The sequence below is a fragment of the Aromatoleum toluclasticum ATCC 700605 genome, from assembly GCF_000378245.1.
Taxonomy (GTDB): Bacteria; Pseudomonadota; Gammaproteobacteria; order Burkholderiales; family Rhodocyclaceae; genus Aromatoleum; species Aromatoleum toluclasticum.
In genome coordinates this window covers 61388-85951 of record NZ_KB899504.1, presented here as the reverse complement: position 1 = coordinate 85951, position 24564 = coordinate 61388, and the positions used below count along the sequence as shown (strand labels likewise).

The 24564-nt window shown below is 65.5% G+C and carries 26 protein-coding genes and 3 pseudogenes; 5 read left to right on the top strand and 24 right to left on the bottom strand.

Annotation, left to right across the window (positions count from 1 at the left end):
* Positions 1-99 precede the first annotated feature (99 nt).
* From F464_RS0120370 to F464_RS32100, 3 genes and pseudogenes are all read right to left on the bottom strand, one after another.
* On the bottom strand, positions 100-786 hold the full coding sequence (locus tag F464_RS0120370; RefSeq protein WP_018991704.1) for a hypothetical protein: 687 nt from the start codon (positions 784-786) through the stop codon (positions 100-102).
* Positions 779-1480: an endonuclease NucS domain-containing protein gene (locus F464_RS0120365; RefSeq protein ID WP_018991703.1), complete on the bottom strand. Its 702-nt coding sequence runs from the start codon at positions 1478-1480 to the stop codon at positions 779-781. Before F464_RS0120365 ends, F464_RS0120370 begins: the two co-directional genes overlap by 8 nt.
* A gap of 100 nt (positions 1481-1580) precedes the next feature.
* Positions 1581-1832 (bottom strand): annotated as a pseudogene (locus tag F464_RS32100) (DUF6946 family protein); the annotation flags it as partial.
* A gap of 43 nt (positions 1833-1875) precedes the next feature.
* Here F464_RS32100 and F464_RS30545 point away from each other — a divergent pair.
* Positions 1876-2110, top strand: a pseudogene (locus F464_RS30545) (transposase); the annotation flags it as partial.
* 496 nt (positions 2111-2606) lie between these two features.
* Here F464_RS30545 and F464_RS0120355 read toward each other — a convergent pair.
* Entirely contained in the window at positions 2607-3758 is a 1152-nt protein-coding gene (locus F464_RS0120355; RefSeq protein WP_018991702.1) for an MDR/zinc-dependent alcohol dehydrogenase-like family protein, read from the bottom strand.
* Positions 3759-3865: 107 nt separating this feature from the next.
* Here F464_RS0120355 and F464_RS0120350 point away from each other — a divergent pair, with 107 nt between their 5' ends.
* From F464_RS0120350 to F464_RS29160, 3 genes are all read left to right on the top strand, one after another.
* Complete coding sequence (locus F464_RS0120350) at positions 3866-4120, top strand: helix-turn-helix domain-containing protein (RefSeq protein WP_018991701.1); 255 nt, start codon at positions 3866-3868, stop codon at positions 4118-4120.
* Between the two features lie 830 nt (positions 4121-4950).
* A complete protein-coding gene (locus F464_RS0120345; protein ID WP_018991700.1) occupies positions 4951-5130 on the top strand; it encodes a hypothetical protein in 180 nt (59 codons plus the stop codon).
* Between the two features lie 236 nt (positions 5131-5366).
* Complete coding sequence (locus F464_RS29160) at positions 5367-5795, top strand: antitoxin Xre/MbcA/ParS toxin-binding domain-containing protein (RefSeq protein WP_018991699.1); 429 nt, start codon at positions 5367-5369, stop codon at positions 5793-5795.
* Between the two features lie 522 nt (positions 5796-6317).
* Here F464_RS29160 and F464_RS29155 read toward each other — a convergent pair.
* The 4 genes and pseudogenes from F464_RS29155 to F464_RS0120315 form a co-directional block, all read right to left on the bottom strand.
* Positions 6318-7283, bottom strand: coding sequence for an IS1595 family transposase (locus F464_RS29155; protein ID WP_040395604.1), 966 nt, complete (start codon positions 7281-7283; stop codon positions 6318-6320).
* A gap of 119 nt (positions 7284-7402) precedes the next feature.
* Positions 7403-8359, bottom strand: coding sequence for an IS30 family transposase (locus F464_RS0120325; protein WP_026296177.1), 957 nt, complete (start codon positions 8357-8359; stop codon positions 7403-7405).
* A 334-nt stretch (positions 8360-8693) separates the two neighbouring features.
* Positions 8694-9005, bottom strand: a pseudogene (locus F464_RS31705) (integration host factor subunit alpha); the annotation flags it as partial.
* Between the two features lie 408 nt (positions 9006-9413).
* Positions 9414-10508 carry a DNA-binding protein gene (locus tag F464_RS0120315; RefSeq protein ID WP_018991695.1) on the bottom strand — a complete coding sequence of 365 codons (1095 nt, stop codon included), beginning with the start codon at positions 10506-10508 and terminating at the stop codon, positions 9414-9416.
* A gap of 306 nt (positions 10509-10814) precedes the next feature.
* On the opposite strand from F464_RS0120315, the gene F464_RS32135 reads away from it, so the two are divergent.
* A complete protein-coding gene (locus F464_RS32135; RefSeq protein ID WP_456297547.1) occupies positions 10815-11210 on the top strand; it encodes a hypothetical protein in 396 nt (131 codons plus the stop codon).
* Here F464_RS32135 and F464_RS0120310 read toward each other — a convergent pair.
* From F464_RS0120310 to F464_RS29135, 16 genes are all read right to left on the bottom strand, one after another.
* Complete coding sequence (locus tag F464_RS0120310) at positions 11091-11786, bottom strand: cytochrome c biogenesis CcdA family protein (protein ID WP_018991694.1); 696 nt, start codon at positions 11784-11786, stop codon at positions 11091-11093. The genes F464_RS32135 and F464_RS0120310 overlap by 120 nt on opposite strands.
* Positions 11786-12064: a glutaredoxin domain-containing protein gene (locus tag F464_RS0120305; protein WP_018991693.1), complete on the bottom strand. Its 279-nt coding sequence runs from the start codon at positions 12062-12064 to the stop codon at positions 11786-11788. Before F464_RS0120305 ends, F464_RS0120310 begins: the two co-directional genes overlap by 1 nt.
* A complete protein-coding gene (locus tag F464_RS0120300; protein WP_018991692.1) occupies positions 12061-12531 on the bottom strand; it encodes a heavy metal-responsive transcriptional regulator in 471 nt (156 codons plus the stop codon). Before F464_RS0120300 ends, F464_RS0120305 begins: the two co-directional genes overlap by 4 nt.
* Entirely contained in the window at positions 12528-12866 is a 339-nt protein-coding gene (locus F464_RS0120295; RefSeq protein WP_018991691.1) for a hypothetical protein, read from the bottom strand. Before F464_RS0120295 ends, F464_RS0120300 begins: the two co-directional genes overlap by 4 nt.
* Complete coding sequence (locus tag F464_RS0120290; protein ID WP_018991690.1) at positions 12859-13563, bottom strand: ABC transporter ATP-binding protein; 705 nt, start codon at positions 13561-13563, stop codon at positions 12859-12861. The genes F464_RS0120295 and F464_RS0120290 overlap by 8 nt, the downstream gene beginning before the upstream one ends.
* Complete coding sequence (locus F464_RS0120285) at positions 13556-14818, bottom strand: ABC transporter permease (protein WP_018991689.1); 1263 nt, start codon at positions 14816-14818, stop codon at positions 13556-13558. The genes F464_RS0120290 and F464_RS0120285 overlap by 8 nt, the downstream gene beginning before the upstream one ends.
* Positions 14815-15984 carry an ABC transporter permease gene (locus tag F464_RS0120280; RefSeq protein ID WP_018991688.1) on the bottom strand — a complete coding sequence of 390 codons (1170 nt, stop codon included), beginning with the start codon at positions 15982-15984 and terminating at the stop codon, positions 14815-14817. Before F464_RS0120280 ends, F464_RS0120285 begins: the two co-directional genes overlap by 4 nt.
* Positions 15985-15989: 5 nt before the next feature.
* Positions 15990-16940 (bottom strand): NHL repeat-containing protein, encoded by a 951-nt coding sequence (locus tag F464_RS0120275; RefSeq protein WP_018991687.1) that lies wholly within the window; start codon positions 16938-16940, stop codon positions 15990-15992.
* A 56-nt stretch (positions 16941-16996) separates the two neighbouring features.
* The gene (locus tag F464_RS0120270; protein WP_018991686.1) at positions 16997-17890 is read right to left on the bottom strand and encodes a transporter; all 894 of its coding nucleotides are present in this window, start codon (positions 17888-17890) and stop codon (positions 16997-16999) included.
* Positions 17887-18222 carry a heavy-metal-associated domain-containing protein gene (locus F464_RS29145; RefSeq protein ID WP_232428998.1) on the bottom strand — a complete coding sequence of 112 codons (336 nt, stop codon included), beginning with the start codon at positions 18220-18222 and terminating at the stop codon, positions 17887-17889. The genes F464_RS0120270 and F464_RS29145 overlap by 4 nt, the downstream gene beginning before the upstream one ends.
* 44 nt (positions 18223-18266) lie before the next feature.
* Positions 18267-18938, bottom strand: coding sequence for a hypothetical protein (locus tag F464_RS0120260; RefSeq protein ID WP_018991684.1), 672 nt, complete (start codon positions 18936-18938; stop codon positions 18267-18269).
* Positions 18939-18941: 3 nt separating this feature from the next.
* Positions 18942-19448 carry a DUF7482 domain-containing protein gene (locus F464_RS0120255; RefSeq protein WP_018991683.1) on the bottom strand — a complete coding sequence of 169 codons (507 nt, stop codon included), beginning with the start codon at positions 19446-19448 and terminating at the stop codon, positions 18942-18944.
* Positions 19438-21783, bottom strand: coding sequence for a heavy metal translocating P-type ATPase (locus F464_RS0120250; RefSeq protein WP_018991682.1), 2346 nt, complete (start codon positions 21781-21783; stop codon positions 19438-19440). Before F464_RS0120250 ends, F464_RS0120255 begins: the two co-directional genes overlap by 11 nt.
* On the bottom strand, positions 21780-22001 hold the full coding sequence (locus tag F464_RS0120245) for a heavy-metal-associated domain-containing protein (RefSeq protein ID WP_018991681.1): 222 nt from the start codon (positions 21999-22001) through the stop codon (positions 21780-21782). The genes F464_RS0120250 and F464_RS0120245 overlap by 4 nt, the downstream gene beginning before the upstream one ends.
* Before the next feature lie 292 nt (positions 22002-22293).
* Positions 22294-22806: a hypothetical protein gene (locus F464_RS29140; protein ID WP_018991680.1), complete on the bottom strand. Its 513-nt coding sequence runs from the start codon at positions 22804-22806 to the stop codon at positions 22294-22296.
* 79 nt (positions 22807-22885) lie between these two features.
* Positions 22886-24538: a multicopper oxidase family protein gene (locus F464_RS29135; protein WP_040395603.1), complete on the bottom strand. Its 1653-nt coding sequence runs from the start codon at positions 24536-24538 to the stop codon at positions 22886-22888.
* Positions 24539-24564 lie beyond the last annotated feature (26 nt).

The following is a 24564-nucleotide window of genomic DNA, read 5'->3' as shown; positions in this document are numbered from 1 at the left end:
ATTGATGAGGACGGCAATCAATCTCCCGGGAGCGGACTCGCCTCGAGCCTTCACATTCGATCGCGGCACCTTCTCCTACCCGTCCCCATCCGTTCCCCGTTATGCCGCGCAGCCTCTTAATCGATGACGCTCCTGGCCTCTGACAATCCAAAGTGCCATGTCGATGAGCCGGACCTGACTCTCGGCAAATCCGCTCAGTGCGGATAAATGGCGTTCGGCAAGGTCCCAGGCGAACGGCACGTACTCGCGAAGCACGCGGATGTCGTGGTTGGCGTCGTCTTCGCACACCCCGACGGCCTGCAGCACCATCCTGTCGAGGATGGGCACCACCGTCGGGTAACGGAAATGCAGGAACGTCGTACGCATGGGGAGCGCCGTCGGCGATTTCATCCCGGGAAGGTCAAAGGAGCCGATGTGCTCGATCAGCCGGACGATCTCGTCGACGTCTCGTTCGATCGCTGACGGCATTGCGGCGACGAGTGCCGCGAACCGTCCCGCCGCGTGCGCCCGCTGCTCCTGGTTTGCACGGATGAACGAGCGCAGGTTTCCGAGTGCCTGGGGAATCGCGTACAGCTTCCAGTACAGCATCGCCTCGTAGAGTTCGAGCCCTGGAAGGCGTTCGGATGACCGGAAGCGGGAACAGAGAACATGATAGAGCGCGCGATCCGAACGGACCTGTGCGCCAAGGCCTTCGAGGTGCGGCGAGTGCGGCTGGAAGCGCGAACACATGGCGTCATATCGCTCATGCAGCGCGTCCCAGGCGAAGCCAACGAGGGGATCACGCATTCGTCGCGCCCTCTTCCCCGCGAACGTGCTCCTGAGGGAGTTCGAGGGCGGCATCTCCCGATGCGCCGCGCCCGCTCGCGTCGATGTCCCGGAACGCGAACAAGAGCTGGTACTTGACGAGTTTGACGTTCGGGAGCCCCTTCGCGGCGAGCACCACCCGTTGATCGAAGTCGGACGCCGCGAGGATCCCGCGGAGGTTCAGTTCCCTGTCGCACAGAGAGCCCATGTACCCCAGGAGTTGCCCGAGCGCGGCGTCTTTCGCCTTCCCGGCCTTCAGCTCGACGACCACCAGGACGCCGGCGGCGTCCCGGGCAAGAAGATCGATCCGTCCCGCGGGCGTCTGGTACTCGATACCGCCCGGGACGAGTTCGAGCCCGTGCTCGACCTCATGCAGTCGGCACGCCAGGTACGCATGGAGATCCCGCTCGAGCGAGATGCTCGCCTCGACCGCTTCCTCGGCTTCGGTATCCGCATCCTCGTTCTCCGCGACGGAAATCGGATCAAGCGTCAGGCCGGGGACTTCGATTCCCCCGCCCTTGATCTTGGACTTGTACCAGGCGTAATGGGTCTTCTGCCACTTGCTCGATGGAAAGTGCCGGCGGACGAGGGACGTGAGGGTGTCGTACGAGGGGAACCCGCCTTCCGACTGGCAGGCCGCAATGACCAGTTCTTTGATGGTTCTGAACTCGCTCATGTGCTCCTCCGATTTCGGCACGATACGCGAAACGACCCGCTTTGGCGCGTCGCTTGGGCAAGATGCGCGAGCTGTTCAAGATTGCAGGATTGCCAACGACCCACACGCCAAAGAGCAGAATGCTCGAAGCCACGCCGAGACGCTGGATGGCGCCAAGCGCCGCGTCGCCCCCGAACAGACGTGCGAACGCCTGATAGTCCGGCCAGCCGGCGCGCGCTTCGCTGAACGAATGAATCGCGAGCACCGCAGCCGCCGCGCGATACTGATTGCCTGTGATGATGGTCGATGCCGCACGATGCATGAGCTGATACCGTAGCCGCAGTTGCCACTGTTTGTGGTCGTACGTTGTCACGGAAGCGTGTGTTTTCTTTCTCGGTCGGCGACATGCCAAAGGGCATCACACCAATATTCACTCCACCAACCCGATCGAGCGCCTGAATGGCGCAATCAAGCGCTGCACCGACGTCGTGGGTATTTTCCCCACCGAGGCAGCAAGCTACAGGCTGGTCAGCGCCTTGTTGCTCGAGCAGAACGACAAATGGGCGCTGCAACGTCGATACATGATGTGGGGAAGCCCTGGCCGAGGTTAGCGACAATCCCAACGTCAATCTGTCCGCCGTGGCCGCCTGACACGCGCTGGTGCCAAACTGAATCCGATGACCTGCCGAACCCTTCTTACACCACGTCGCGGGACACGATCTTCGCGCGCCCCTTCGCGTGCCCCGATCGCCGCGCACCTGCATAAGGTAGGTGGTGGGATCGGCATTGACGAACCGGGTTCCGAACAGAATGCCCTCCGTTTCGCGCACCCGCAATGAGTGCGAGATGAGTGCGACGACGGTCTCCGGAGGGAACGAGGGCTACTATTCCGCGGCGAGCCAGAAGGTGTCGGACAAGGTCGGCATCGACACCGACGTCTGCGACAACGATACCGCCGTCGCGACCACGCGTGACGCCGTACAGCCCCGACAAGAAACCAAACCCGATCCGCTCCGGGACAAGCGCCGACGCGAGAACAACGCTCATCCATCTAGCCCATGCCGGCGGCGTTTGATGACAAACTGCGTCCAAGGGGCGTGTCCCCCACGGAGCTCGCCCGCTTCGCCCCCGCGGCGACCCAGGCCGCCTACACGCCCAGCGGCTCAATGAAGCCCTTCTCGCCGATGCCGAGAAAGACGTCATACAAGACATGACTGAGCTGGGAACGCCGATAATTGTTGTTGCGAAAACCCGGTTTGATCGTCCATGCTTCCGTGCGCGCTCGATCCGCCCAGCGCTGGCACGCGCCAATAAAGTAATTCGCAGCGTGGCGACGGTTGGCCCGCTTGCGCACCAGAAAATCGGACGTTGCATGCGCCCCCGCCCAGATGATCCGAAAGCACTGCGCCACGGAAAAGTCGCGAAGGAGGTTCTGGAAAAGCGCCTCGGACGCAACCTCCGGCGCCTCGGGCAAGCCCCGCTCCAACAGGCAATAGTCCGCGAACTCGCGGCATTCCGCGAGGGCAAGCGCCAGCTGCATGTCGCCCAGTTCATCGCGCCATGTCTGTGGCCATTCCCCCGGTTCCGCCAAATGCTCGATGCGCCGGACCAGCGCCGTCGGCGAAGGGGTCAGGATGCGCCAGTACGTCACGTAGGGAAACGCGGGCAGATCGTCATCGCTCGCGGTGAACGCCTCCATCGGTGAATCCGGATCGGGGGCGATCACGCCCGCCCTGATGAGCGAGGTCAGGAGCTGCATGCCCAGTTCTCCCGCCGGGGCGAGCGGGACCGCGGAATACCCGACCGCACCGACGGTCTCGTTGGCGCGCCAGCCTCCGCAACGCACGACAGACAGCAGCGCGACCGCCTCGGCGAATGTCAGATCGTCCGGCGCCCGCACCCGTTCCGCATAGCTCCAGCGGGCGCAACAATACGCTTCCTGCTCGGCCCGGCAGCGCATCACCTCACGTTGCCGCTGTTCGCTCCGGTCTCGTTTGCAGACGGCGCATCCGCACGGTCCGTCGGCGCGATGCGCGCACACCGAGCAGACGATGTTGCCAGGCCCGGTTGCGTCGGGACGCGAACGGCGAACCTGAATCAAGGGCGCACCGCAAATGTCGCATTGGCGATCGCGGAGGACCGTCGGTGGGAGAAGCCGGTAAAGCTGATTGGGCGCGCAGCGGACTTGATACTCGGTAACGAGGTCGATCGCACGCTCGCCCGCGTGGTAGCGACCGGTCAGCGCAGTCAGTTGGGCGGCCGTCAGATGCGCGACGCGTGGGTCGATCTGAAACTTCATGGGTTGCAGCGTGAGAATCGGGAACGAAGCGCACTATAGGTGACATTGCGCCCGATTGTCACTCATAGAGCGTGGCCCGATAGTGCACGACTTCCTAGCATCGCGCGATGCTGTCGACTGTCGCAACGCCGCCTCGCGATCCGCTCCTCCTGTTCGGGCAACGGGTGGCGGCCCTGCGGCGCGCGCGTGGCTGGTCGCAAGAGCGTCTTGCACTCGAGAGCGGGCTCGCCCGCAGCTATCTGGGGGGTGTTGAACGTGGGCAACGCAATATCGCGTTGTTGAATATCCTGCGCCTTGCCGAGGCGCTCGACTGCCCGCCCGCTGACCTCTTGAAGCTCGATCGCGATCGCCCAGCGACCTAGCCAGTCACGCCTTCTGCGGGGAACGCCGTCGTCGCCGGGCACCGGACCGACATCGCATGGCGGATGGGGTGACCTTTTGTGGCCATGGACAGCGTGGGCGCTATTGTATGGTTCCATGTGCCGACACCGGTGGGGCCGCCCCTATTGGCCGTGCGCACGCCACCTCTGCCGGAAGCGATCGTAAGTTGCTGTTTAATCGAAAAACATAGACAAATCTCGCTCGTCCCGTGGGAGCGATCCGGACAGCGCAACCGCGAGATCGAGGTCTTCTGGGGGATGAATGCCGCCGACGTGGCACACGCGACCACACAATTGCACAAGGAAGCACACCGTTGCCCTCCCCACACCGACCCATCGCGCCAACCGGACACCGGCGTGCCGTGCCGGTGGTGCGTACGTGCCGGCATGTCGGTCCCCGCGCGGATTGCGGGTAGCTCGCATCGCTGGCCCGAGCGCCTGGGGCTGCTCATAGGCCTCGACCGCTCTATCCTCCGTTCGGGCGCGATGGCCCGCATCGGTGATCGTTCAATTCGCTCCCGACGGATGTCGTCCGCCCCGTAGATTTGACCGGCGAGTCGGGCCGCAGCTGCCCGCATAGTGACAACAGAGGCGTGCTTGAAAGGCCCGCCCCGATTCGGACATCGCGCCCAGTGTTGCCGGTTCGCACTGCCGTCAGGCGATTCTCGCGCCGGCCTGTACCCTCTTCGACTATCGCGCTACGCTCAGACGATGGTGTATGGAGGCGTGCTGGCAGCGATAGCCGGCCGCTATCCGGCACCGCAGACTGGTATGCTCTTCTCCGCAACCGACACCCCGCGCAGGATACGTCCTTGAAACTCAGCATCGCCAAACTCGCCAAACGGGCTGACCCCGACGCGCCGAACGGGCGGCTGTTTGCGCTTTCGGGCAAACCGGTGCCGGTGTTGGCGGCCGAGGATCGCGCACGGATGGAGGCGGCTGCGAGACGGCGCAACGACAGGGGAAAGTACCCGATTTTTCGCGAGGGCTGACACGCATTCTCGGATCCCAATCGGTTGCCTTTTCCACCGTCGGCCGCCCCGTGCCTGAAGGGGGAACTGCAACGATCGGCCCCACGAGCGCTCGCTGGGTTTCCGCGCCCGGAGCGCACTTACCCGGGACCGGCGGCAGCGCGGTTCGGTTAGACTGCTCCTTTCAGCCCCAGTCCTCCATGCACCCGATGTCCGCGATCCGGCCGCGACACAAAGCGGGAAGTCAGAAGCGCCCCGTGCTCGATCTGCGGGCGCTGATTCGTCTCGATCCCATGGACAGGATCAACGCCTTGCGTGCCGGAATCGAGTCTATCGCGCTCGTCGAGATCGCGACGGCCGTCGGTCGCTCCATGCCCGAATTGATCGAACTGCTTCAACTCGCCGCCCACTCACCTGTCGCTGCGCCGCTGAAGGGTAAGCGGCTCACCACCGAACAGAGCGAACGCATCCTTGCCTTCCTGCGACTGATCGAGGTCGCGGACGACATGGTGAGGACCACCAGTCAGCACGCGCCCTTTGATGCGCCACATTGGGTCGGGGACTGGCTCGCCAGTCCCTGTCCGGCCTTGGGTGGGCGACGTCCTGCCGCCTTCACCGACACGCTCGAGGGATTCAGGGTGCTCGAGCAGCTCTTGGCGCAGATGCTGTCCGGTGCCTACGCCTAGCGTGCGACCGACGATCGCGGCGTGGCGCTCCGTACTCGCTCGGTTACGACCTATTGTCTGGTTCGTTGTGCCCGCGGGGCCGGCCTCTGCAGCAGCACGCGTCGCATTCTTGCCCTGAAGTTATCGTAACGTCTTGGTGTATCGGAACATTTGAACGACATACCCGCATCACCCGGGCACGCCCAGGAAGGCCAAGCGCATCGCAAACGGCGCGATTGGCACAACGAACCATACAATAGCCGCGCCGAGCGCCCTTAAGGGCTATGACCGGGATGAGGCGAAAAACTGTACATATCGCGTGTAACTGGTTGATCTACAACTACTCCAGATAACGTCCCAACCGGCGCAATTCTCCGTTACCCTCGCGTGCAGCCCCGGATACCGGAGGATCAGGATGGCGTCACTGCAACGACGGCAACCGCGCGGACCATTCGGGTGCCGGCTCAAGGCCGGCGCGACGGTCGGAATTGCGGGCCGCGGAGCGCATTCGGATACTTTGAGCACGCGAGCCGTTATTAAAAGCTATGTCCCAATTACGTGTTGCATGGCACGTCCGACCGCTTCTTGCAGGCAGTACGCAGGTCGGATCGCGTCTCGGTAGCGCTCCAGCATGCGTCGCCAACCGAGGTAATTGACGAGGTACTTGGTGGCGACGCCGTGAAAGCGTGCCATCCAGTTCTTGAGGCGGCTGTGATAGGCATTGACGTTCTGGATATGAAAAGCGCCCTCGCGGACCCGCTGCCCAGGTTTGGCATGCACCACCCGATGGGTGATGCCACAGCGTCGCGCAAAGGCGGCGTAGACGGCGGCGCCGTCGGTACATAAGACTGACTCTCGATCAATCAGCGGCTGCAGTGCGTCCTGCACGTGCGCGGCATCGAGTTGGGTCAGCTTGAAATCGGCGGTGTGCCCTTCACGGTCTCGCACCATCATCACGGGAATCTGGTCTTTACCGGTCCCGCGCGTCGCCCCGACACCGCCTCGTCGGCGCGCCGCTCTGGGCAAGTGACGTTGCCCCTTGAAGGACTCCAGGAAGAACGTCTCGTCGGCTTCGACGATACCGTTCTCATGCTCATCGCGATGTTCGGCCACTGCCTGCAAAAAGCGATGTCGCCACAGAAAGGCCGTGTTCTTGCTGATTCCGCAGTGTCGGGCCGCCTGCCTCACCGTCAGGTCACGGATCAGAGCATCGGCATAACTTCGCCAGCAATCGGCTTTACGCAAGTGTGCCAGCGGCGTGGCGGTCAAGCCATTGCAGGTGCGCCCACACGCCCTACAACGATACCGGCGCAACCCGCGACTCCAGCCCCACGAGGCCAATTGCGCTGATGGCGCGCCGCAATGAGGGCACCTCTGCAGATCCGGCACAGCGCCTTCAAGATCGTTCCGACGCGGCGGCTCATGAAGTGCCGCCACGAGAAGGGACTTCTGCTTGCCGCTAAGTTCGCTCAACTGAGCCAACAAATGTTGGAAGGCTTGCGTATCCATGATCAGACTCCCGCAACGGACGCCTGCTTACAGCCTAGCCTTCAACACGTAATTGGGACATAGCCTTATTAAAGGATGGCAAACAATGGCGTAGTTTCAACGTTGAAGTGCAATAGTTCTCAGGACGCATGATAAATCTCCAGCGGCGTTTTATATCCGTGTCTTTTTCTCGGCCGGATATTCAGCTCATGCGCGATTTGATCGCATTCGTGCTGGGTTAGATTTTTCATGCAGACGCCTTTTGGGATGTATTGCCGGATCAGGCCGTTCAGATTCTCGTTACTGCCGCGCTCCCACGAGTGGTACGGCGTGGCGAAGTAGCAGAGCAAGGGAAAGCGCGCTTCAAGTGTCTTGTAGTCATGGAACTCGGTGCCGTTGTCCAGCGTGAGGGTATGGAACTTGGCAGCGTGCTCGGTGATGGCGAGCGTAGCGGCAGTAGTCACTTGCGCGGCCGTGCGCGCGGTTAGTTTCTTGATAATGGCGTAGCCTGATTTGCGCTCGAGCAGCGTGAGGATGCAGTGATGCTTGTCCTGACCGATCACCGTGTCGCCTTCCCAGTGCCCGACCCTCAGGCGGTGCTCGATCGCGCTCTCACGTTCCGTGATGTGACGCTTACCCGCAAGCACGCCGCGCGAATCCTTGCTGTTGTACCGTTTGCGTCGTTGCTTGGGCATGATCCGCGTGTGCCGGTAGAGCGTTCCACCGGCCTTCTTGTCCTTGAGGATGTGCCGATAGATCGTCTCGTGACTGATCGTCCACACGCCTTCGGCCTTCACCGACGCCGAAATTTGCTCTGGGCTCCATTTCCTTTTCAGCAGCTGTTCCACCTGCTGCATTTGCTCCGCGCTGAACCAGGACGTCCGACGCGAACGGCGTCGTCGCGCCACCGCATACTGCTGCGCCTTTTGCGCGCGATAGTTGCCGTCATGCCGGGTGGAATTGCGTTGCAACTCTCGGCTGATCGTACTCGGCGAACGCCCCAGTTCGCGCGCGATCTCGGCCTGCGAACATCCGCTGCGCATCAACGCCGTCATGCTGTATCGTTCTTCTTGGGTGAGCTGGTGGTACTTATGCATCGTTGCATCCTTTTTCTTGGCGGGAATTGGATGCAAGGAGTATCTCAGCTCGCCCTCCTATTTCGTGCGGCGTTGCGCTTACTTTGTGAATCCGCGTGGCCTAACAGCCGTCGACGCCGGCCGCTAACCCATATTTTCCGCGCTCGGCGAGTCATGCGTTCCCGCCATCCGGTTCGCGATGTATCGCCGCAAACGGTTCGCGTTGCACAAGCTGCCCACCTAAGCCCCTCCGCGTTAGAACCGGCTCCGCGACCTCCGCCGGCCGGCGGGCTGCAGACGGGTGTTCGCGTTCGGCCGAGCTGGTCGAGTTCAAATGACCGGACGCCGACGGACTCACGGCGAGTTTGAGCTTTTGGCTGGGGTGAAACGTCACGACACGTCGTGCCGCGACGATCGCCTTCTGCCCCGTCCGTGGATTGCGCCCCGGCCGCTCGCCCTTCTCGCGCAGGTGAAATCCGCCGAAACCCGACAGCTTGACGTCTTCGCCTGATGCCAGGGCTGAGCCGATCTCCGCGAAAAAGGCGTCGATCATTTCCGCCGCTTCGCGTCTGTTTAGTCCGACCGTTTCGACGAGCTTTTGTATGAGTTCCGCTTTGGTCAGGGTCACTTTCGTCCTCTGGGCTACGATATCCTGAACGATCACCATCGGCGTCTTACCGGTCCTCCGTCTGCCGCATGCCGCACGATTCGATTGAGCGCTCGCCGAAAGCGACCACGCGAGCGGCAAACGCTGTGCTGTGTGTCCTTCGCGAGGCGTAATAGCGCAGGCGGCTGATGTTGCCGGCGAGTATGAGGTGGCGCGGGATGACGCAAATATTAGGACCTTCGAGCTCTTAAAGCACAGGTTCTTAACGTGCAATTACGGTGCATCGGGCGTTGCGGCATTCTCGCCGGCTCCCGCGTTGTGATCCCGTTGTCCACTTCGTTTTCTGCGTCCGCCGGCACGTAGTAGCTGTGCGTGCATGTCCGCTACCACCTTTTCCTGTAGGGCTGGCTCCGGGATGAAGCAAAAATTAGGACTTTCGAGCTGTAAGCCTATGTTTAATAGATAGAATCATTGATTGTTGGGCGTGGCGATTTTCTCGACGACGCTGACGCCCGCGACTTCGTCCTGTTGCCCGCTCCGTTTCCTGCGGCCGCTCTGACGCGGGAGCCGTGTATGCAAATCTGCCATCACTTTCTCCTGTATCGCCAAGGACGCCCGGGCGGCCGCAAGCTCGATTTCCAATGCTTGACGACGTTCGGCCTGTTCGGCGAGCGTGGCTTCGAGCGCACTCTTGCCGCGGAACACATCCTCAAGCCGTAGTTCCTGCTCCGCCAGGCGCCGGCCCAATGCCTCGGCGCGTTGCTCCGCTTCCTTGGCTACCCCTAATTCGTCGCGGAGCGATCGCGCCTCCGTCTGAATCTGGTGAAGCTGCGCATGGGCCTGCGACAGCTCGGCCGCCAGGCGGGCGTTGTCCCGGCTGATCCCGGTCAGTTGATCCTGTTTGGTTCCGAGCGTCTGATTCAGTTGCCGCAGTTCGGCCTGCAGGTGCTGAATCTGCTGTTCGTGCTGACGCTGCTCCTGGTCGCGTTGTTCCTTGGCCGCCTGCCGGAAATGATCCAACGCTTCACGCGCGTGCCGGTGTTTGTCCTCCAGCGATTGCCGATGCTGCTCGCCTTGCGCCAGTTGTGACTGAAGATCGGCAACCTGCTGCGCGGCCTGTGCGCGCTGCACGGTCTCCTGTTGCAGCGTGTGTGCCGTCTGGCGATGACGGTCACGCTCCTCGCTCAGCAGGGCTTCGGTATGCTGCCACTGCATCTTGAGTGCTTCACCCTCCTCGCGTTGCTGTTGGAGCCCGTCCTTGAGTTGGGCAATTTCGGCGGTATAGCGGGTTCGTGCCTCGGCGATCCGGGCGTCGGCCTCTTCGTGCAAGCGGCTGGCCAGCCGGCCGATCAGATCCTGGATGGCTTCGCTCACGGCAACCTGCGTGCCGCTGGCCCCGCCTTCTTCCTCTTCGATTTCCTTCAGATAGCGGTGAATCGTCGCCTTCGAGCCGGTGTTACCGAGTTCGACCCGAATGGCGTCGATCGACGGATGTCGCCCCTGCGCGCGCAACGCGTCGCGTGCCCGCACCACCTCGGACTTGTAGATCCCGCTTCTGGCCATGGCGCCCCCTGATTTTTCGTACTGTATTACATGGTACGCCGATACATACTACTAGCAATGAGCGCAAGCAAATTGGAGCGCTGATTTTGACACGGGATAATCGCGGATTATCACGCCTGAGTACGATTTTGTGGTGAAATCAACCACCGGGGCACGATTGCAAGCTTGGCTCGCCCTTCGCTGGCGTCTGCCTCGACGTCCCCGAGGCCCTCGCGAGCGACACGATCCCCGAGCGCCTGGCGGTGATTGGTTCATCGGAGGTGGCGGTTGGAACTTACGCAGGCATTCGCGCGGTTCGGTAGCCGGGTGACGATCCGGGCGCGCAGCACGCTGTTCTTCCGCGAAGACCCGGCCATCGGCGAAGCGGTCACGGCCGCGTTCCGCCTGGAGGGGGTCGCGCTCGACTGCCCCAGCCATCTGCCGATTCTCGCCGCCGCTCCGGCCGGGATGACCGCCGGCGCCTTTCTCAGCGAGCACTGGTCCGTCGCGGCGGTTGCACTAGCCGAGTTGTTCGCCCTGTCCGTCGTGCGGCTGCTACGACCATACTGGGGCCGAGACATCTTCAGTCGGAAGCAAACTGCTTCAAACTGCCAGACCGGGGAGAACGGCGAAATAGGCGTTGAGCATATACAGGCCGGAGAGAATGAGCAGGATGCCGCCAACAAGCTCGAAAGCCTTTTGGTATTTCCTCAAGGCCGATAAGCTTTCCAGCCAGCCCACCGCACAGGCACCGAGGATGATGGGCACAGAGCGCCCGAGCGCGAAGGCGAGCAACAGCACCGCACCGAACCAGGCGGAGCCGATGCCGCCCGCGATCCCGAGCAGGACCGCCAGTGCTGGTGTGCAAAAGGGGCAGATCGCCACCGAGAAGGACGCGCCCAAGGCGAAGGCGCCCCAGGCGGTGGCGGCGCGCTTCGCTCGCAGGTCGATGGCGGGCAGCGGCAGCCTGAGCCAGCCGGGCCACAACAGTCCCAGCACGATCAGGAGCGGACCCAGCACCAAGCCCCACTCCCGTCCCATGAGGCGCTGCAGGCCATTGCCGCCGAGGCCGGCGGCCGCGCCCAGGGCAAGATGGGTCGCCAACAGTCCCAGGATGAACATGCCCCCGTAGGCCACCGCCTGGCCCGGCGCCCGGGCCTTGGTGACATAGGCAAGCGACACGGGAATCGCGGCCAGGGCCACCGGGTTGAAGCTGAACAGGAAGCCGATCGCAAAGCCGGCCGCGAGGGAGGCGAGATTCGCCTGCTCCAGGGTCTGCCGCAGGTTCTCGATATCCATCAGAGCGGGCTTCCACCGTTGTCCGCCCGCTCCAGGCGGCGCCGCAATTCGGCGAGCAGGCGCTCGGGCGCGCGCAGGCTCGGGAACACCAGCACGCCGTCGATGGCGATGGCCGGCGGGGTCAGCACGCCCAGCTCGACCGCGTAGTCCAATTCGGACAGGACGTCCACCTCGCGCCAGCTCACCGCCTCCAGGCGCTCAGCGACCGCCTTCAGCGTCTGACGCGCCCGGGCGCACCGGTCGCAGCCCGGTGTTGAGAAGATCTCCACCCGGATCATGGCGTCGGAGCCTCCTGGGGGGCGCGCCGCGGCTCGGCCGCCTCCAGCGCGGCGAGGATGGCGCACGCATCCAACGGCAGCTCGCCCCCGTCGCAGCGGGCGATGAGCTCGCTCAAGGCCTGGGACATGGTCTGCAGGGTCCTGATCTTGGCCTCGATGACGAGCTTCTTGTGCACGGCGACGCTCTTCACGTCGGTGCAGCAGGCGTTCTCGGCGGTGCGCAGCGTCAGCAGCTCGCGCACCTCGGCGAGCGACAAGCCGCACTCCTGGGCGTGCTTGATGAAGCGCAGCCGGCGCGCCGCGTCCTCGCCGTAGAGGCGGTAGCCGGCGGCGCTCTTGCGGGCCGGCGCCAGCAGGCCTTCCTTCTCGTAGAAGCGCACCGTGTCGGCGCTGACCTGGGCCAGCCGAGCGAGTTTGCCGACCGTCAGCCCTTGCGCTGCCGGCTGGGGCGGGAATTCCCGTTTCATGGCTTCTCCCCCTTTACATCGATCGAGCGGGCCGTCTTGCCCGCCTTGTCCACGGCGAGGACCACGCTCACCGTTTTTCCTCTCAGCGCCGGCAGATAGACCTGCCCGGCGCCTTGCCGGATCGGCGTGCCGAGCGGGACCTCGATCTCAACCGGGTTCGTGGTTCCCGTGGCCTCCAGGGTCAGGGTGCCGGCGCAGCCGCCCGGCTTGAAATCGCAGTGGGTCAGCCGGGTGCCGACCACCTTGCCTTCGAGCGCCTGCTGGCTCCATGCCGGCTGGGGCGGTAGCGCCAGCAACGCCGCCAGTGCGGTGCTCCCCAGTGAAAACTTAGACATGAGTCGTCCTCTCCAGGTTGTTCGTGGCCAGCCGCCCGTCCGCCAAGTGCAGCACGCGGTCGGCCAGGGCTGCCAGCGCCTCGCCATGGGTCACCACCACGACGGTGCGCTCGCGGGCAATCTCCTTGAGCAGCTCGTAGATCATCGCGCCGGTCTTCGAGTCCAGGTTGCCGGTGGGCTCGTCGGCCAGCAGCAGGGGTGGATCGTTGGCGAGCGCGCGGGCGATGGCCACCCGCTGCTGCTCGCCGCCGGAGAGCTCGCCCGGCCGATGGGTGAGCCGTGCGGCAAGCCCCACCCGCTCGAGCAGTGCGGCTGCCCTCTGCCTGCGCTCGGCGGCCGGGACGCCATAGAATTCCATCGGCAGCATGACGTTTTCCAGGGCATTCAGGTTGGGGATCAGGTTGAAGCCCTGGAACACGAAGCCCGCCGTCTTGCGCCGGAAGTGCGTGAGCCCCGCCTCGGGCAGCGAATTGAGTACTTGGCCAGCGACCCTCACTTCGCCCTCCGTCGGGCGATCCATCGCGCCGAGGATGTGGAGCAGCGAGGACTTGCCGCTGCCGCTGGGGCCGACGACGGCGAACATGCCTCGCGCGGGCAGCGCCAGGTCGATGCCGTCCAGGGCGCTGACGTTTTCATTGCCCTTGCGATAGATCTTGCTCACCCTTCGGAGCACGATCAGGTCGTTGCGATCACTCATTACGCATGGCTTCCATGGGTGAGAGTCTGATGATCTGCCGGATGCCCCAGGCGCTGCCCCCGAGCGCTGCGACGACGCTGGCCACGACAAGGACTGCGAGGGTCGAGGGGTCGAATCGCGGCGCGAGCGACAGGGTGGTGGCGAGGCTGCCGTATTGCGCCGGCAGGAAAGGACCGACGCCCAAGCCGAAAACCAGTTGCGCCAAGGCGCCGCCCCAGAGGGCGAAAAGCAGTGCGCCGGCGATCGCGCCGACGGCACACAGCAGCACCGCCTCGGTCAGGAAACTGGCGACGATTCCCGCGTCGGACGCGCCGATCGCCTTGAGGGTGCCGATCTCCCGCGCCCGTTCGCGGACCACCAGCAACATCACAAAGTAGACGACGAGCACCATCAGCACGGCCGAGAGCACCGTGCCGCCGTTGGCAAGCCGCTGCACCGCCGCGGTCGCGGTAGCCTGAAACTCGGCAACGGTCGTCGGCGAGATGATGTCGGCGATATCGCCGAGCATCGCCCGCAATTGCCGCTCCACCGCCGGAAGGTTGTCGGCCGAGTCCGCGCGAACGTAGAGCCAGGAGATGCCCTCCGGCACGCCGTAGACCTCCCGAAAAGTGTCGAGCGGCGTGAACAGTTGCATGTCGCCGAAGACATAGCCGCTGGCATAGATGCCCACGACGGTGAAGGTCACCGGCGCACGGTCGAGCGCGAAAATCACAGGATGCGTGTGCTTGAGATCGAGCGTCAGCGCCGCCCGGCCCAGCGCTTCGGGCTTGATCCCGGCCCACTTGGCAACCCCCTGCCCGACGATCGCCACAGGTTTTCCGCGATCCGCGTCGGTGAGATCGCGGCCGGCGAGAATCTTCGGATTCCCCGCCTCGCCATGGGACTCGAGCCGGCGCGTGTCGCCGGGGGCGACGCCGACGACCATGGCGAAGTTATGGCCTTCGGTGGGCGTCATTGCGAGGAGATAGGGCTCCACTTTCGCGACGTGCTCGACGCCCTTGACCTTGGCGAGCGCGTCCTGGGGAAGGATGTCCTCGTTGCCGACCATGTTGACGTGACCCATCGAGCCGCGCGCGCGCAACTGCAGGGTGTTGTTCACGTTGTGTTTCAGGATCTCGGTCTGCCGCTGGACCGCGTCGCCGATCGACTGCATGACCAGCAGCAGGAAAAAGGGCGTGCCGATCAGGGCGGCCACCAGAACCAGCCGCAGCTTGCTGCGCCACAGGTTGCGAATGCCGATGCGCACCATCGTCATGCCGTTCTCCTCATTGCGTCGACCGGGCTCGCGCGAAGGCCCCGAAACACGGGATAAAGGCTCCCGAGCGCGGCGAAGATGGTGGAGCCGGCCAGAACGAGCAGCACCACATTCGCGTCAAGTGCGATCGGCACGCCGAGCACCCTGCTCAACAGCGGCGCGGCGGGCAGCGCAAGGAGCAATGCGCCGGCCGCGCCCAGCGCACTCATGCCGAATGCCTCGGAGAGAAACTGCAGCACGATCTCGCGGTTCGAGGCGCCGATGGCCTTGAGGGTGCCGATCTCGCGAATGCGTTCGCGCGTGCTGAGCACCATGATGAACACCATGACGACGGCGCCGATCGCGAACAGGAGCATGGCCGCATAGGCGCTCGACACCGCGAGCGTCCCCAGGGTCGTGCGGGCCGTCGAGACCGCCTCCGGCGCGGTCACGACGTCGGCTTCGGCAATCTTCTTCAGATCCTCCACCACGCGTTCGACATTCGCCACGTTGTCGACGGTGACGAAAATCTTCGAAAGCTTCTTGCCCGGGTCGAAGACCACCCGGAAAGCGTTGATCGGAATGAACACATGGTTGTCGCCGAAATCGTTCGTGGTCGTGTAGGTGCCCACGACCTCGAACGGGCGCCCGCCCAGCACGATGCGCTTCCCGCTCCCGAGACGCTGCTCGGCATACAGCCGCCCGACAATCGCCACGTTGGCATCCGCGTCGCCAGGCGTGAGATTGCGGCCGGTGGCGATGCGCGCGTTCTCGTAGTCGACTTCGCCGATGGCGCGCAGCGCCGCGCCCGGGTGCAGGCCGATCACCATCGCGTAGGCGTTCTTCTTCGAAGCATCGACCTCGGGTTGGTAGACGTATTCATCGACCCGCGCGAGGTGGCGGGCATGCGGGATCCGCGCGACCGCGTCCAGCGTATCGGTGGAAAAATGCTCCTCGCCGACGGGATGGTCGCCACCGAAGCCGCCGGTGCCGAAGGCGCCCGCTTCGCGCAGCTCGATCAGGGTGCGAACGCGCCCCTCCATGGCTGCGATCTGGTCGCGGCTCGCGAGCGTCGCCTGGATCAACAGGGCGAGAAAGCCCGTCACGAGCGACAGCAGCGCCACCACCACGATGGCGCGCGCCTTGTTGCGGAATGGATTGGTCAGCCCGCGTGTAATGGCGCTCATGGCCGTCAGCCCCCGCTCGCGGCCTGGTGCCACTTCTGGACGCGGTTGTTGCCGAAGTCGACCACGAAGACGGTTCCGTCATCGGCCACGGCGGCGGCGATGGCGTAATTGAACTGACCCGGGCCGCCCCCTTTCGCGCCGAAGCTCACGAGAAACGTGCCGTCCGGCGCGAATTTCTGGATGCGGTGGTTGTAGAAGTCGGCGGCGAATACGTGGCCTTGGCCATCGACCGTCACGTTGGTCACCGTGGCGAACCAGCCGTTGAACGGGCCGAAGATGTTGATCGCGAACGGGCCGCCCCACTTGCGCAGCAGCGTGCCGTCCGGGGCGAAGGCCTGGATGCGGTCGTTGTAGCCGTCGGCCACGAAGAGCGTCCCGTCGGGGCCGACAGCCGCGTCCGTGGGATAGTTGAGCTCGCCGCCGCGGATGCCGATCTGTCCCGTCGTTCCCCACTGGCGGACAAAGCTGCCGTTCGCCGTGAGCTGCTGGATGCGCTGATTGTAGAAGTCCGTGACCAGCAGGTCGCCGTTCGGCGCGACCGTTACGCCGCCTGGCGCACTGAATTCGCCCGGTCCGTTCCCCGGCTTCCCTATGGTCCGCTGCGGGGTCCCGTCGAGGCCGAAAACCTGGATGCGGTCGTTGAAGTACTCGGCGACGTAGAGCCGCCCGTCGTGGACCCTCAGGTTCATGGGACGGCCGAGCTGGCCGGGACCGCTGCCCGGCGCGCCGAACTGGCGCTTGTGGCGGCCGTCGAGATCGAAGACCTGGATGCGGCCGTTGCGGGAGTCGGCGACGAACACTTCGTCATTGGCCACCGCGATCCCGGTCGGATCGTCGAACTGGCCGGGCGCGCTGCCCTTGTCCCCCCAGGTGGAGACGAATTCGTAGGGTGGCTCCTGGGCAGAGGGAACGAACGCCAGCCAGCCGGCGGCGATCAGCGCGATCAGTACGAGCATGAGGTTTCTGCCCCACTTGATTACGGATCGAAGCTGCCGACGCTGCATGGGACGCCTCAGAAGTTGATGCGAACGCCGGCGGTGAGGACGTAATCGCTCTCGAGCGCCGTGCCGTGGAGATGCTGGATGACCGGGACCTGAACGCCCGCTTCGGCGATCCATTTCTTCGTTACGTACTGCAGCCCGGGCGTGATGAACAGCGTCGTTCCCCCCGAATTCGGATCGTCGACGCCGCCGATGCGGTCCTTGGCGGAATGAACCAGATTGGCTTCGAGCATGCCATAGAGAAAGGCGGGAACGCCGCCGCCCAGACTGCGCGGCCACAGGCGGTACTGAAGCGAGGCGTCGAGGGCGGCAACGTCGCCTGCCTCGAAGCCGTTGGCTTCCCGGTTGGCCTTGTAGCTCAGCTGGCTGTCGATCTGAAAATCGAGGGTCTGCCAGGTGAGCACGGCACCGACGAGCGCATCCCACGAGCCGGAGCCGGGCTGGAGTTGGGGCGGCAGACGTCCCAGACGGTCATGCGTGTCATCGTCGCCGGTCGGCACCTTCACGCCCAGAAACGGCGTGATACGCAAGGTGCGCCCAGGCGCGTCGTGCTGGTACGCGGTGTAGCGGCCCAACACGGTGAGATCGCCCAATCCCTGTTTGCTGCGGGTTATGTCCTGCCCGCCCATGCGTATGTCGAGACGTTTATCAAAATAGGGCAGCATGCCGAACAGCGCGAAGTCGCGGGTCACGCCATAGCCCAGCACCGACACCAGGCCGCTCACTTCCATGTCACGCCGGGCCGGCGTGGAATCGTCGGCAATCTTCATGAAGACGAGCTGCTCGCGCAGCACCCAGCCGCCCTCGTGCACCGGCAGTGCCGTGTTGAAGGTGATCGGCGCGCTCCAGGCGGTTGCGGCCGAAAGACACAAGGTGGCCAACGCTGCCTTCGCCATGGTCTTCATTTCGCTTGCCCCCCGGCGGTGCCTTGCGGGGTGGTGGGAACCGGCTCGAAGCTGCGCAGGCTGAACCCGGCCTCCTTGACGGCCTTTTTCGCCGCTTCCTCGTCCAGCGTAGCGCCCTCGGCCATGGTCACGGCGACGGTGCCGCTGGCAATATCGACCTCGATGCGCTCGACGCCTTTGACCGCGCCCAGTTTCTTCTCGATGCCGTAGGCGCAGAACGGGCACGCCAGCCCGTCGACGCGCAGCTTGTAGGCCTGGGGCGCGGCCATGGCGGGCGCTATCCCCAGCGTCAGACCTAACGCGAGAACTACGATGTGCACTAGCCGTTTCACGATGAGACTCCTTGTGGTCATGTCGATGCGATATGAAAGAGGACCTACGCCGCCGGCAGGCGGGCCAGCAAACCGAAGCCGATCGACCACAGCCCGAGCCCGGCCAACGTCACGCCGGTCCAACGGGGCAAACGCACGGCCAGGCCCGCCAGCGCGTCCAGCGCGCGTCGTGCCGGCGGCCACAGCACTGCCAGCAGCAGCGGCAAGGACAGCGCCAGGCCAAACAGCAGCAGCGACACGAAGCCGCGCACTGGGGCATCGCCGCCGGCGGTCTGGCTGGCGCTGACGCCGAGCAGCACGACGACGAGCGGCACGGCGCAGGCCGGCACGTTGAGTCCGAACAGCAGGCCCAATGCGGCCGATCCGCGCGCTCCCGAGGCGCGCGACAGCAGCGGACCCACGCGAACCATCAGCCACCCCTGCCGGCCGGCGAGATACAGCAGGCCGAAACCCAGATAGAGCGCGCCCAGCCCGACCCACAAGACGCGCTGCAGGCCGAAAAAGCGCGCACCGATCAGCGCCGCTGCGGCGCCCAGCACGCCCATGAACAGCGCCCGGGTGGCGGCATAGACCAGCATTTGCGCCAGGCGGTCGCACTGAGTGCGCCGCTCCAGGTGCTTGATCAGGAGCAGATTCGAACCCATGGTGCAGGGCTCGACGAAGCCCAGCAGGCCCAGGCCAATGGGTAGCAAAGTGGGCAGCAGCAGTGTTTCCATGACTCAGCGGTGCCCGCCGGGCCAGGTGAGCAGGGGCATGTTGACCACCACCCCCGGTTGCTCGATGGTGATCTCGCCCTGGGCAAGGGCTTCCCTCACTTCGGCGGCCGTCCTGAATTCGCGTGCCGCTTGCGGGTTCTTCCAGGTCACCAGGTTGAGCCGGCGCAGGGGCCGGTAACCCTCCGTACCGGGCGGACTGTCGAACACGTCGGGCTGGAAGTCGAGCGGCCCGCCGCCCGCGATGCCGTTCTTGAACACGTACACGTTGGCGAGCATCTGTTGCGGCGCCTGTGCCAGCGAGGGCACCACCAGAACCGGCGAGCCTTTCATTTTGGTCAGCAGCTGCGCGACCTGCGCATCGGAGGCTTCCGTATGGATGAACCGGATGTTCCGGCCTTCCATATAGCCGTCGACCGGTGGTACCACCGAGCCGGTCCAGAACCTCGCCGCCAGCACGAAGCCGGCGATGATCACGGCCACCAGGCCGGTGACGAGCAGGTTACGCTTCATGAGGATCTCCGATCGATGGGAGTAATCGGCGTCGGCGCAGCGTGGGCAGCAGCCGCCCGGCGAACGAGTTGGTGAGGACGGCGCTGACGCTGGCCGCCATGGCGATCATCGCCCACACGGGATGGACCAGGCCGGTCGTCGCCAGCGGGATGCCGATTCCGTTGAAGGCGAAGGCGAGCAACAGGTTCTGCACCGTCTTGCGGTAGGAGGCCTTGCCGATGTGGTAGGCGTCCCCTACCGCGCCCAGGCGCTCGCCGACCAGCACCACGTCCGCCGATTCGATGGCGATATCGGTGCCGGCGCCGATGGCGATGCCGACATCCGCCTGCATCAGGGCGGGCGCGTCGTTGATGCCGTCGCCCACCATGGCAACGCGCTGCCCCTGTCGCTGCAGCTCGCGGACCACGTCCGCTTTGCCCTGGGGCAGGACCTCGGCGCGGTACTCGTCGATGCCCACGCTCGAAGCCACCGCCCGCGCCGTGCGATGGTTGTCGCCGGTGAGCATGAAGGGCTCCAGGCCTGCCTCGCGCAGGCGCAGGATCGCCTCGCGGGCGTCGGGCTTGATCTCGTCGGCGATCGCAAACAGGGCCCGGAGCTCACCGTCCACCGCCAGCGCGATGACCGTGTTGCCTGCCTCCTGCAGGGACCGAATGCGGTCGTTCGCCGATGTCATGTCGGCGCCGGAGGCGGTGACGAACGCCGGACTGCCGACCGCCACCCGGTGCGCCGCCACGGTGGCGGTGACGCCACGGCCCGGCGCAGCCTCGAAGTCATCGGCCTTGGGTAGCGACAGCGCTTGTGCCTGTGCAGCGGCCACCATGGCCCGCGCCAGCGGATGTTCCGATGCGGTCTCCGCGGCGGCTGCCAGACGCAGCGCTTCATGAAAGTTCTGCCCGTCATGCGCGCAATGTTCGGCGAGGGCGACGATCTCGATCACGGCGGGTTTGCCCCGGGTGAGGGTGCCGGTCTTGTCGAACACCACCCGTCTGACATCCTTCAGCGCCTGGAAGGCTTCGGCCGAGCGCATCAGGATCCCGCGCTCGGCGGCCATGCCGCCGCCGCGGATCATCGCCAGCGGTGTGGCCATGCCCAGGGCGCAGGGATAGCCCATGACGAGCACGGCCAGGCCGGCGAAGATGGCGCGCGTCCAGTCGGCCGTGCCGGTCAGGGCCCACGCGCCCAGCGTCCACGCCAGCACCGCCGCGCCGGCGGCGAGCAGCACGGCCGGCACATAGACCTGCAGGACGCGATCGACCAGGACCAGGATGCCGGGCTTGAGCGCCCGCGCCTCTTCGACCTGCCGGGCCACCTGATTGAGGAAGCTCTCCTCGCCGACTTTCGTCACGCGGACGAGCAGCGTGCCGTACTGGTTGATGGATCCGCCGATCACCGCAGCGCCGGGCAGCTTTTCTTCGGGAATGGATTCTCCGGTCACCAGGCTCTCGTCGACACTGGAGGCGCCTTCGACGACCTCGCCGTCCACCGGGATCGATTCGCCCGGCCGCACCCGCACCAAGTCTCCCGGCCGGACGTCCTCGATCGGTACCTCCGCCTCGCGTCCGTCGCGCACGACGCGCGCGGTTGGGGGCACGAGCGCGAGCAGCTTGCGCACTGCCTGGGAGGCGCGGGTGCGCACCAGCAGCGAGACGTAGCCGGAGAGAATGTGATAGGTGGTGACGAAGACCGCCACGCCGAGGAAGTCCGGCAGCGGGAAGGCGGGCAGGACGTAGCCCAGAAAGCCGCCGATGAGGCCGGCGAAGGCGCCGAATTCCAGCAGCACGTGCTGATTCAGGATGCCGCGCGTGAGGCTCGCCCAGGCCATCGTCAGGATGTGCCAACCCGGGCCGAAGACGGTCGACAGCGCGAGGATGGGCATGAGCCAGTACAGCGCCGCCATGCCTTGCGGCGGCAGCAGGTCGAGCCACATCAGCGACATCGCGGCGAGCGAGATGGCGGTGAAGCCGGCTGCCGTCAGCAGGTTCTCCCGCTGAGCTCGCAGCTCTGCTTCTTCCTCCTCAAAGCCGCGCGCCTGGCCGGCGTCGCGCACGGTGTAGCCCAGGTCGAGCAGCGTTTCCTTCAATCGTGTCGGGGTGACCTTGGCCGGCTCGTAGCGGATCAGCGTCTCTTCGTGCGCCAGGTTCACGTTGACGCCACGCACCCCGTCCATGCGCCCGAGCGCCTTGGTGATGCTGGCGACACAGAAGGAGCAGGCCATGCCGCCGATCTTCAACTGGATCTTGGCGGTTCCATCCGGCTGGATGTACGCATCGGCGGCGTTGCTTCGCGCCTGCGGATCGTTCGAACCGCCGCGAGGGTGTGTCGCGCCGCGCGTCATGAAGCCACCTCGTAGCCGAGCGCCTGCAGGCGAGCGCGCACCTCGTCGGCGCTGACCGCCTCGGGATCGATGCTCACCGCAATCCGTTGCGTATTCGCGCTGGCCTGTACGTCGCGAACGCCGGGAAGGCGGCGCAGTGCAAAGCCGATCCGCGTCTCGCAGCCCGAGCAATGGATCTTCTCGTCGCCGATCACCTGGAAGTCAATGAGGGTGGTCATGGTTCAGCCTTTCGTGCGAGCAGCGACATGCCGATTTCTTCGGCGTCGCCTTTACCAAATCGCGTTCAGCGTAAACCTTGGAGCATGGTCCAATGTCAAGAGCCATTGCGTCGAGGCGTTTCCGGCGAGGGGCCGGCGTCCCTCGCCGGGATCATGGCTAGGCTTGGCCGAGCCCTGCGGCGCGAAGCGCCTGATCCTCGACACCCGCCCCGGCGCAGTTCGAAGCCAACTCGCCGTTCCCCGGCCAAGTCGTCTCTACGATCAGTGTCCGACCCGTCGGATCGGCCGCGCCTCATCGAAGCCGGTCTTTGTCACCGGTCGGCTCCCTGGGTCCTCCGGATGCGCGCTCCGGATGCCATACCCGTAGGGACCACAACGCCAGTCCTGGCACGATCACCCATTGCGCGAGCGGCGCGAGACCGATCCCGGCCAGCGTCGGCATCGACTCGGTGTAAGCCCACGAGCCAAGATCTTGCACGTGACGCCACTCGCTGAAGGCCGTCCAGGCGAGTCCGCTCGCCCACAGCACGAACAGGCCGCGGCCCGGCGACTCCCAGGGCCAGCAGACGCCGCGCAGCCAGATGCTTGTCACCGCATAGGTGCCCAACGCGATCAGACCGTCGCCCGCGGTGCAGTGGACCACCGCCCAGGCGATGTACGCCGGGCTCTCCTCGCGCCAAAGCGTGTACAAGGGTAGCTGGGCGATCTCCCAGCCGAGGTGGAGCACGAGGGATGCCAGCAGCCAGGCGCCGAGCACCCGCAAGGTGCGGCCGGACACCGTGTGCAACGATCGGGTCGCGCTCACTGGACCACCCTCCTGTCGCTGCGCGACATCCTCCCCGGGGGAGGAAGAGCGCCCCCTTCGGGCGGCCGGGCGGGGGCGCTCATGGCCGACCGACCGGCGAGCGCGCGTCGAAGCGGCAGTTGCGCATCATGCCCCCGTCTTCGTGCTCGAGGTTGTGGCAGTGGTACAGGAACAGTCCCGGCTCGGTGGGGACGACGCCGAGGCGGACGCGCTCGCCGGGAAAGATCAGGAAGGTGTCCTTGAAGCCGGCGTCAACCAGCCCCTCGCGCAGGTCGGCGGGCGCATCGCCCGGGCTGCGCTCCAGAAGGCGGAAGCGCACGCCATGGATGTGCATGGGATGGGCCATGGACATCGGGCCGCCGTCGTTGGCGAAGGTCCACACCGTGGCCTCGTCGAGGGGCAGCCACTCGTCGTCGGCGACCGCTTCCATCTCGAAGCGGCGGCCGTCGAGAAAGCCGCGCATATGGCGGAAGGCGAGCCGGGTGTGGAGCTCGTGCCCTCCCCGCGGCGACGGGGGTGCCGGTGGCAGCCGCAGCTCCTCGTCGGCAGTGCGAGCCTGCGTGCCCACGTCGAAACGCGCGACCGGCAGCGTCTCCCCCTGGGCGGGCCCCATCATGCCGCGCATCATGCCCTCCATGCCGCGGCCCATCATCCCACCCATCCCGCCACCCATCCCGCCACCCATTCCGCCACCCATTCCGCCACCCATTCCGCCACCCATTCCGCCGCCCATCATCCCACCCATCATGCCTCCCGGGCCGCCGCGCCCCATCATGCCGTCCATCATGTCCATCATGCCCGGGCCGGCGAATTCGCGGCTCACGAGCGCCACCTCGCTGCCGGCGCGGCGCGTGCCGAAATCTTCCAGCAGCTCGATGCGCTCGAAGGGTGCGAGCACGACGTAGGGCCGCGTCTGCACGCCTTCGGCAGCCGAGAGCAGGCCGTTGCCGGTCGCGATCACCCGCATCGGCCGGCCGTCGGACCAGGCGAGCTTGTAGATGCGCGCGTTCGACGCGTTGACCAGGCGCAGCCGCCACGGCCGCGGCGAGACCCGGAATGCCGCGTCCGCCTGGCCGTTGACGAGCACGGTGTCGCCGAGGACGCCGTTCATGTCGTCCATCATCGTTCGCTTGAACTCCAGGCGGTTGTCGCCGGTGAGGCGCCGGTCCTGGATGACGAGGGCGAGCTCATGCTCCGGCCCCGGCAGGCCCCAGGCGCGCTCCTGCGCCTCGCGCACGATCACGAGCCCGGCCAGGCCGTGATAGACCTGGGCACCGGTGAGGCCGTGCGGATGGGGGTGATAGAGGTAGGTGCCGGCGGGGTTCTTCACCGTGAACTCGTAGACGTATTCGCCGCCGGGCCCGACGGCGAAGCGCGGATGACCATCGGCCGCCTCGGGCACGATCATGCCGTGCCAGTGGATGATGGATGGGTCGGGAAGACGATTGCGGAATTCGATGCGCACCCGCTCGCCGCGCCGGAGCTCCAGCGTGGGCCCGAGGTAGGAAGCGGACGGCCCGAGCGCATCGGCCCGACCGCGCAGCACCTGGCCGGTGTAGCGCAGCACTGCCGTCTCGCCCCCGGCGCGGATAGCGGCCGCGCCGCGCGCGGCGGTGAGCCGCAGGACGAGATCGGGCGCCTCGGCGGCCAGCGCCGCGCGCAGGGGCCACGGTGCGGCCGCGAGGCCCGCGCCGGCGCCCAGTGCCTGCAACATGCTTCGTCGTGTCCACATGTCGATTCTTTCTCCTTGCCGGCGGC

Coding starts and splice junctions, on each gene's coding strand:
- F464_RS0120370 (WP_018991704.1), bottom strand. CDS start 786: ATGCGTGATCCCCTCGTTGGCTTCGCCTGGGACGCGCTGCATGAGCGA.
- F464_RS0120365 (WP_018991703.1), bottom strand. CDS start 1,480: ATGAGCGAGTTCAGAACCATCAAAGAACTGGTCATTGCGGCCTGCCAG.
- F464_RS0120355 (WP_018991702.1), bottom strand. CDS start 3,758: ATGAAGTTTCAGATCGACCCACGCGTCGCGCATCTGACGGCCGCCCAA.
- F464_RS0120350 (WP_018991701.1), top strand. CDS start 3,866: ATGCTGTCGACTGTCGCAACGCCGCCTCGCGATCCGCTCCTCCTGTTC.
- F464_RS29155 (WP_040395604.1), bottom strand. CDS start 7,283: ATGGATACGCAAGCCTTCCAACATTTGTTGGCTCAGTTGAGCGAACTT.
- F464_RS0120325 (WP_026296177.1), bottom strand. CDS start 8,359: ATGCATAAGTACCACCAGCTCACCCAAGAAGAACGATACAGCATGACG.
- F464_RS0120315 (WP_018991695.1), bottom strand. CDS start 10,508: ATGGCCAGAAGCGGGATCTACAAGTCCGAGGTGGTGCGGGCACGCGAC.
- F464_RS0120310 (WP_018991694.1), bottom strand. CDS start 11,786: ATGGATATCGAGAACCTGCGGCAGACCCTGGAGCAGGCGAATCTCGCC.
- F464_RS0120305 (WP_018991693.1), bottom strand. CDS start 12,064: ATGATCCGGGTGGAGATCTTCTCAACACCGGGCTGCGACCGGTGCGCC.
- F464_RS0120300 (WP_018991692.1), bottom strand. CDS start 12,531: ATGAAACGGGAATTCCCGCCCCAGCCGGCAGCGCAAGGGCTGACGGTC.
- F464_RS0120295 (WP_018991691.1), bottom strand. CDS start 12,866: ATGTCTAAGTTTTCACTGGGGAGCACCGCACTGGCGGCGTTGCTGGCG.
- F464_RS0120290 (WP_018991690.1), bottom strand. CDS start 13,563: ATGAGTGATCGCAACGACCTGATCGTGCTCCGAAGGGTGAGCAAGATC.
- F464_RS0120285 (WP_018991689.1), bottom strand. CDS start 14,818: ATGACGATGGTGCGCATCGGCATTCGCAACCTGTGGCGCAGCAAGCTG.
- F464_RS0120280 (WP_018991688.1), bottom strand. CDS start 15,984: ATGAGCGCCATTACACGCGGGCTGACCAATCCATTCCGCAACAAGGCG.
- F464_RS0120275 (WP_018991687.1), bottom strand. CDS start 16,940: ATGCTCGTACTGATCGCGCTGATCGCCGCCGGCTGGCTGGCGTTCGTT.
- F464_RS0120270 (WP_018991686.1), bottom strand. CDS start 17,890: ATGAAGACCATGGCGAAGGCAGCGTTGGCCACCTTGTGTCTTTCGGCC.
- F464_RS0120260 (WP_018991684.1), bottom strand. CDS start 18,938: ATGGAAACACTGCTGCTGCCCACTTTGCTACCCATTGGCCTGGGCCTG.
- F464_RS0120255 (WP_018991683.1), bottom strand. CDS start 19,448: ATGAAGCGTAACCTGCTCGTCACCGGCCTGGTGGCCGTGATCATCGCC.
- F464_RS0120250 (WP_018991682.1), bottom strand. CDS start 21,783: ATGACGCGCGGCGCGACACACCCTCGCGGCGGTTCGAACGATCCGCAG.
- F464_RS0120245 (WP_018991681.1), bottom strand. CDS start 22,001: ATGACCACCCTCATTGACTTCCAGGTGATCGGCGACGAGAAGATCCAT.
- F464_RS29135 (WP_040395603.1), bottom strand. CDS start 24,538: ATGTGGACACGACGAAGCATGTTGCAGGCACTGGGCGCCGGCGCGGGC.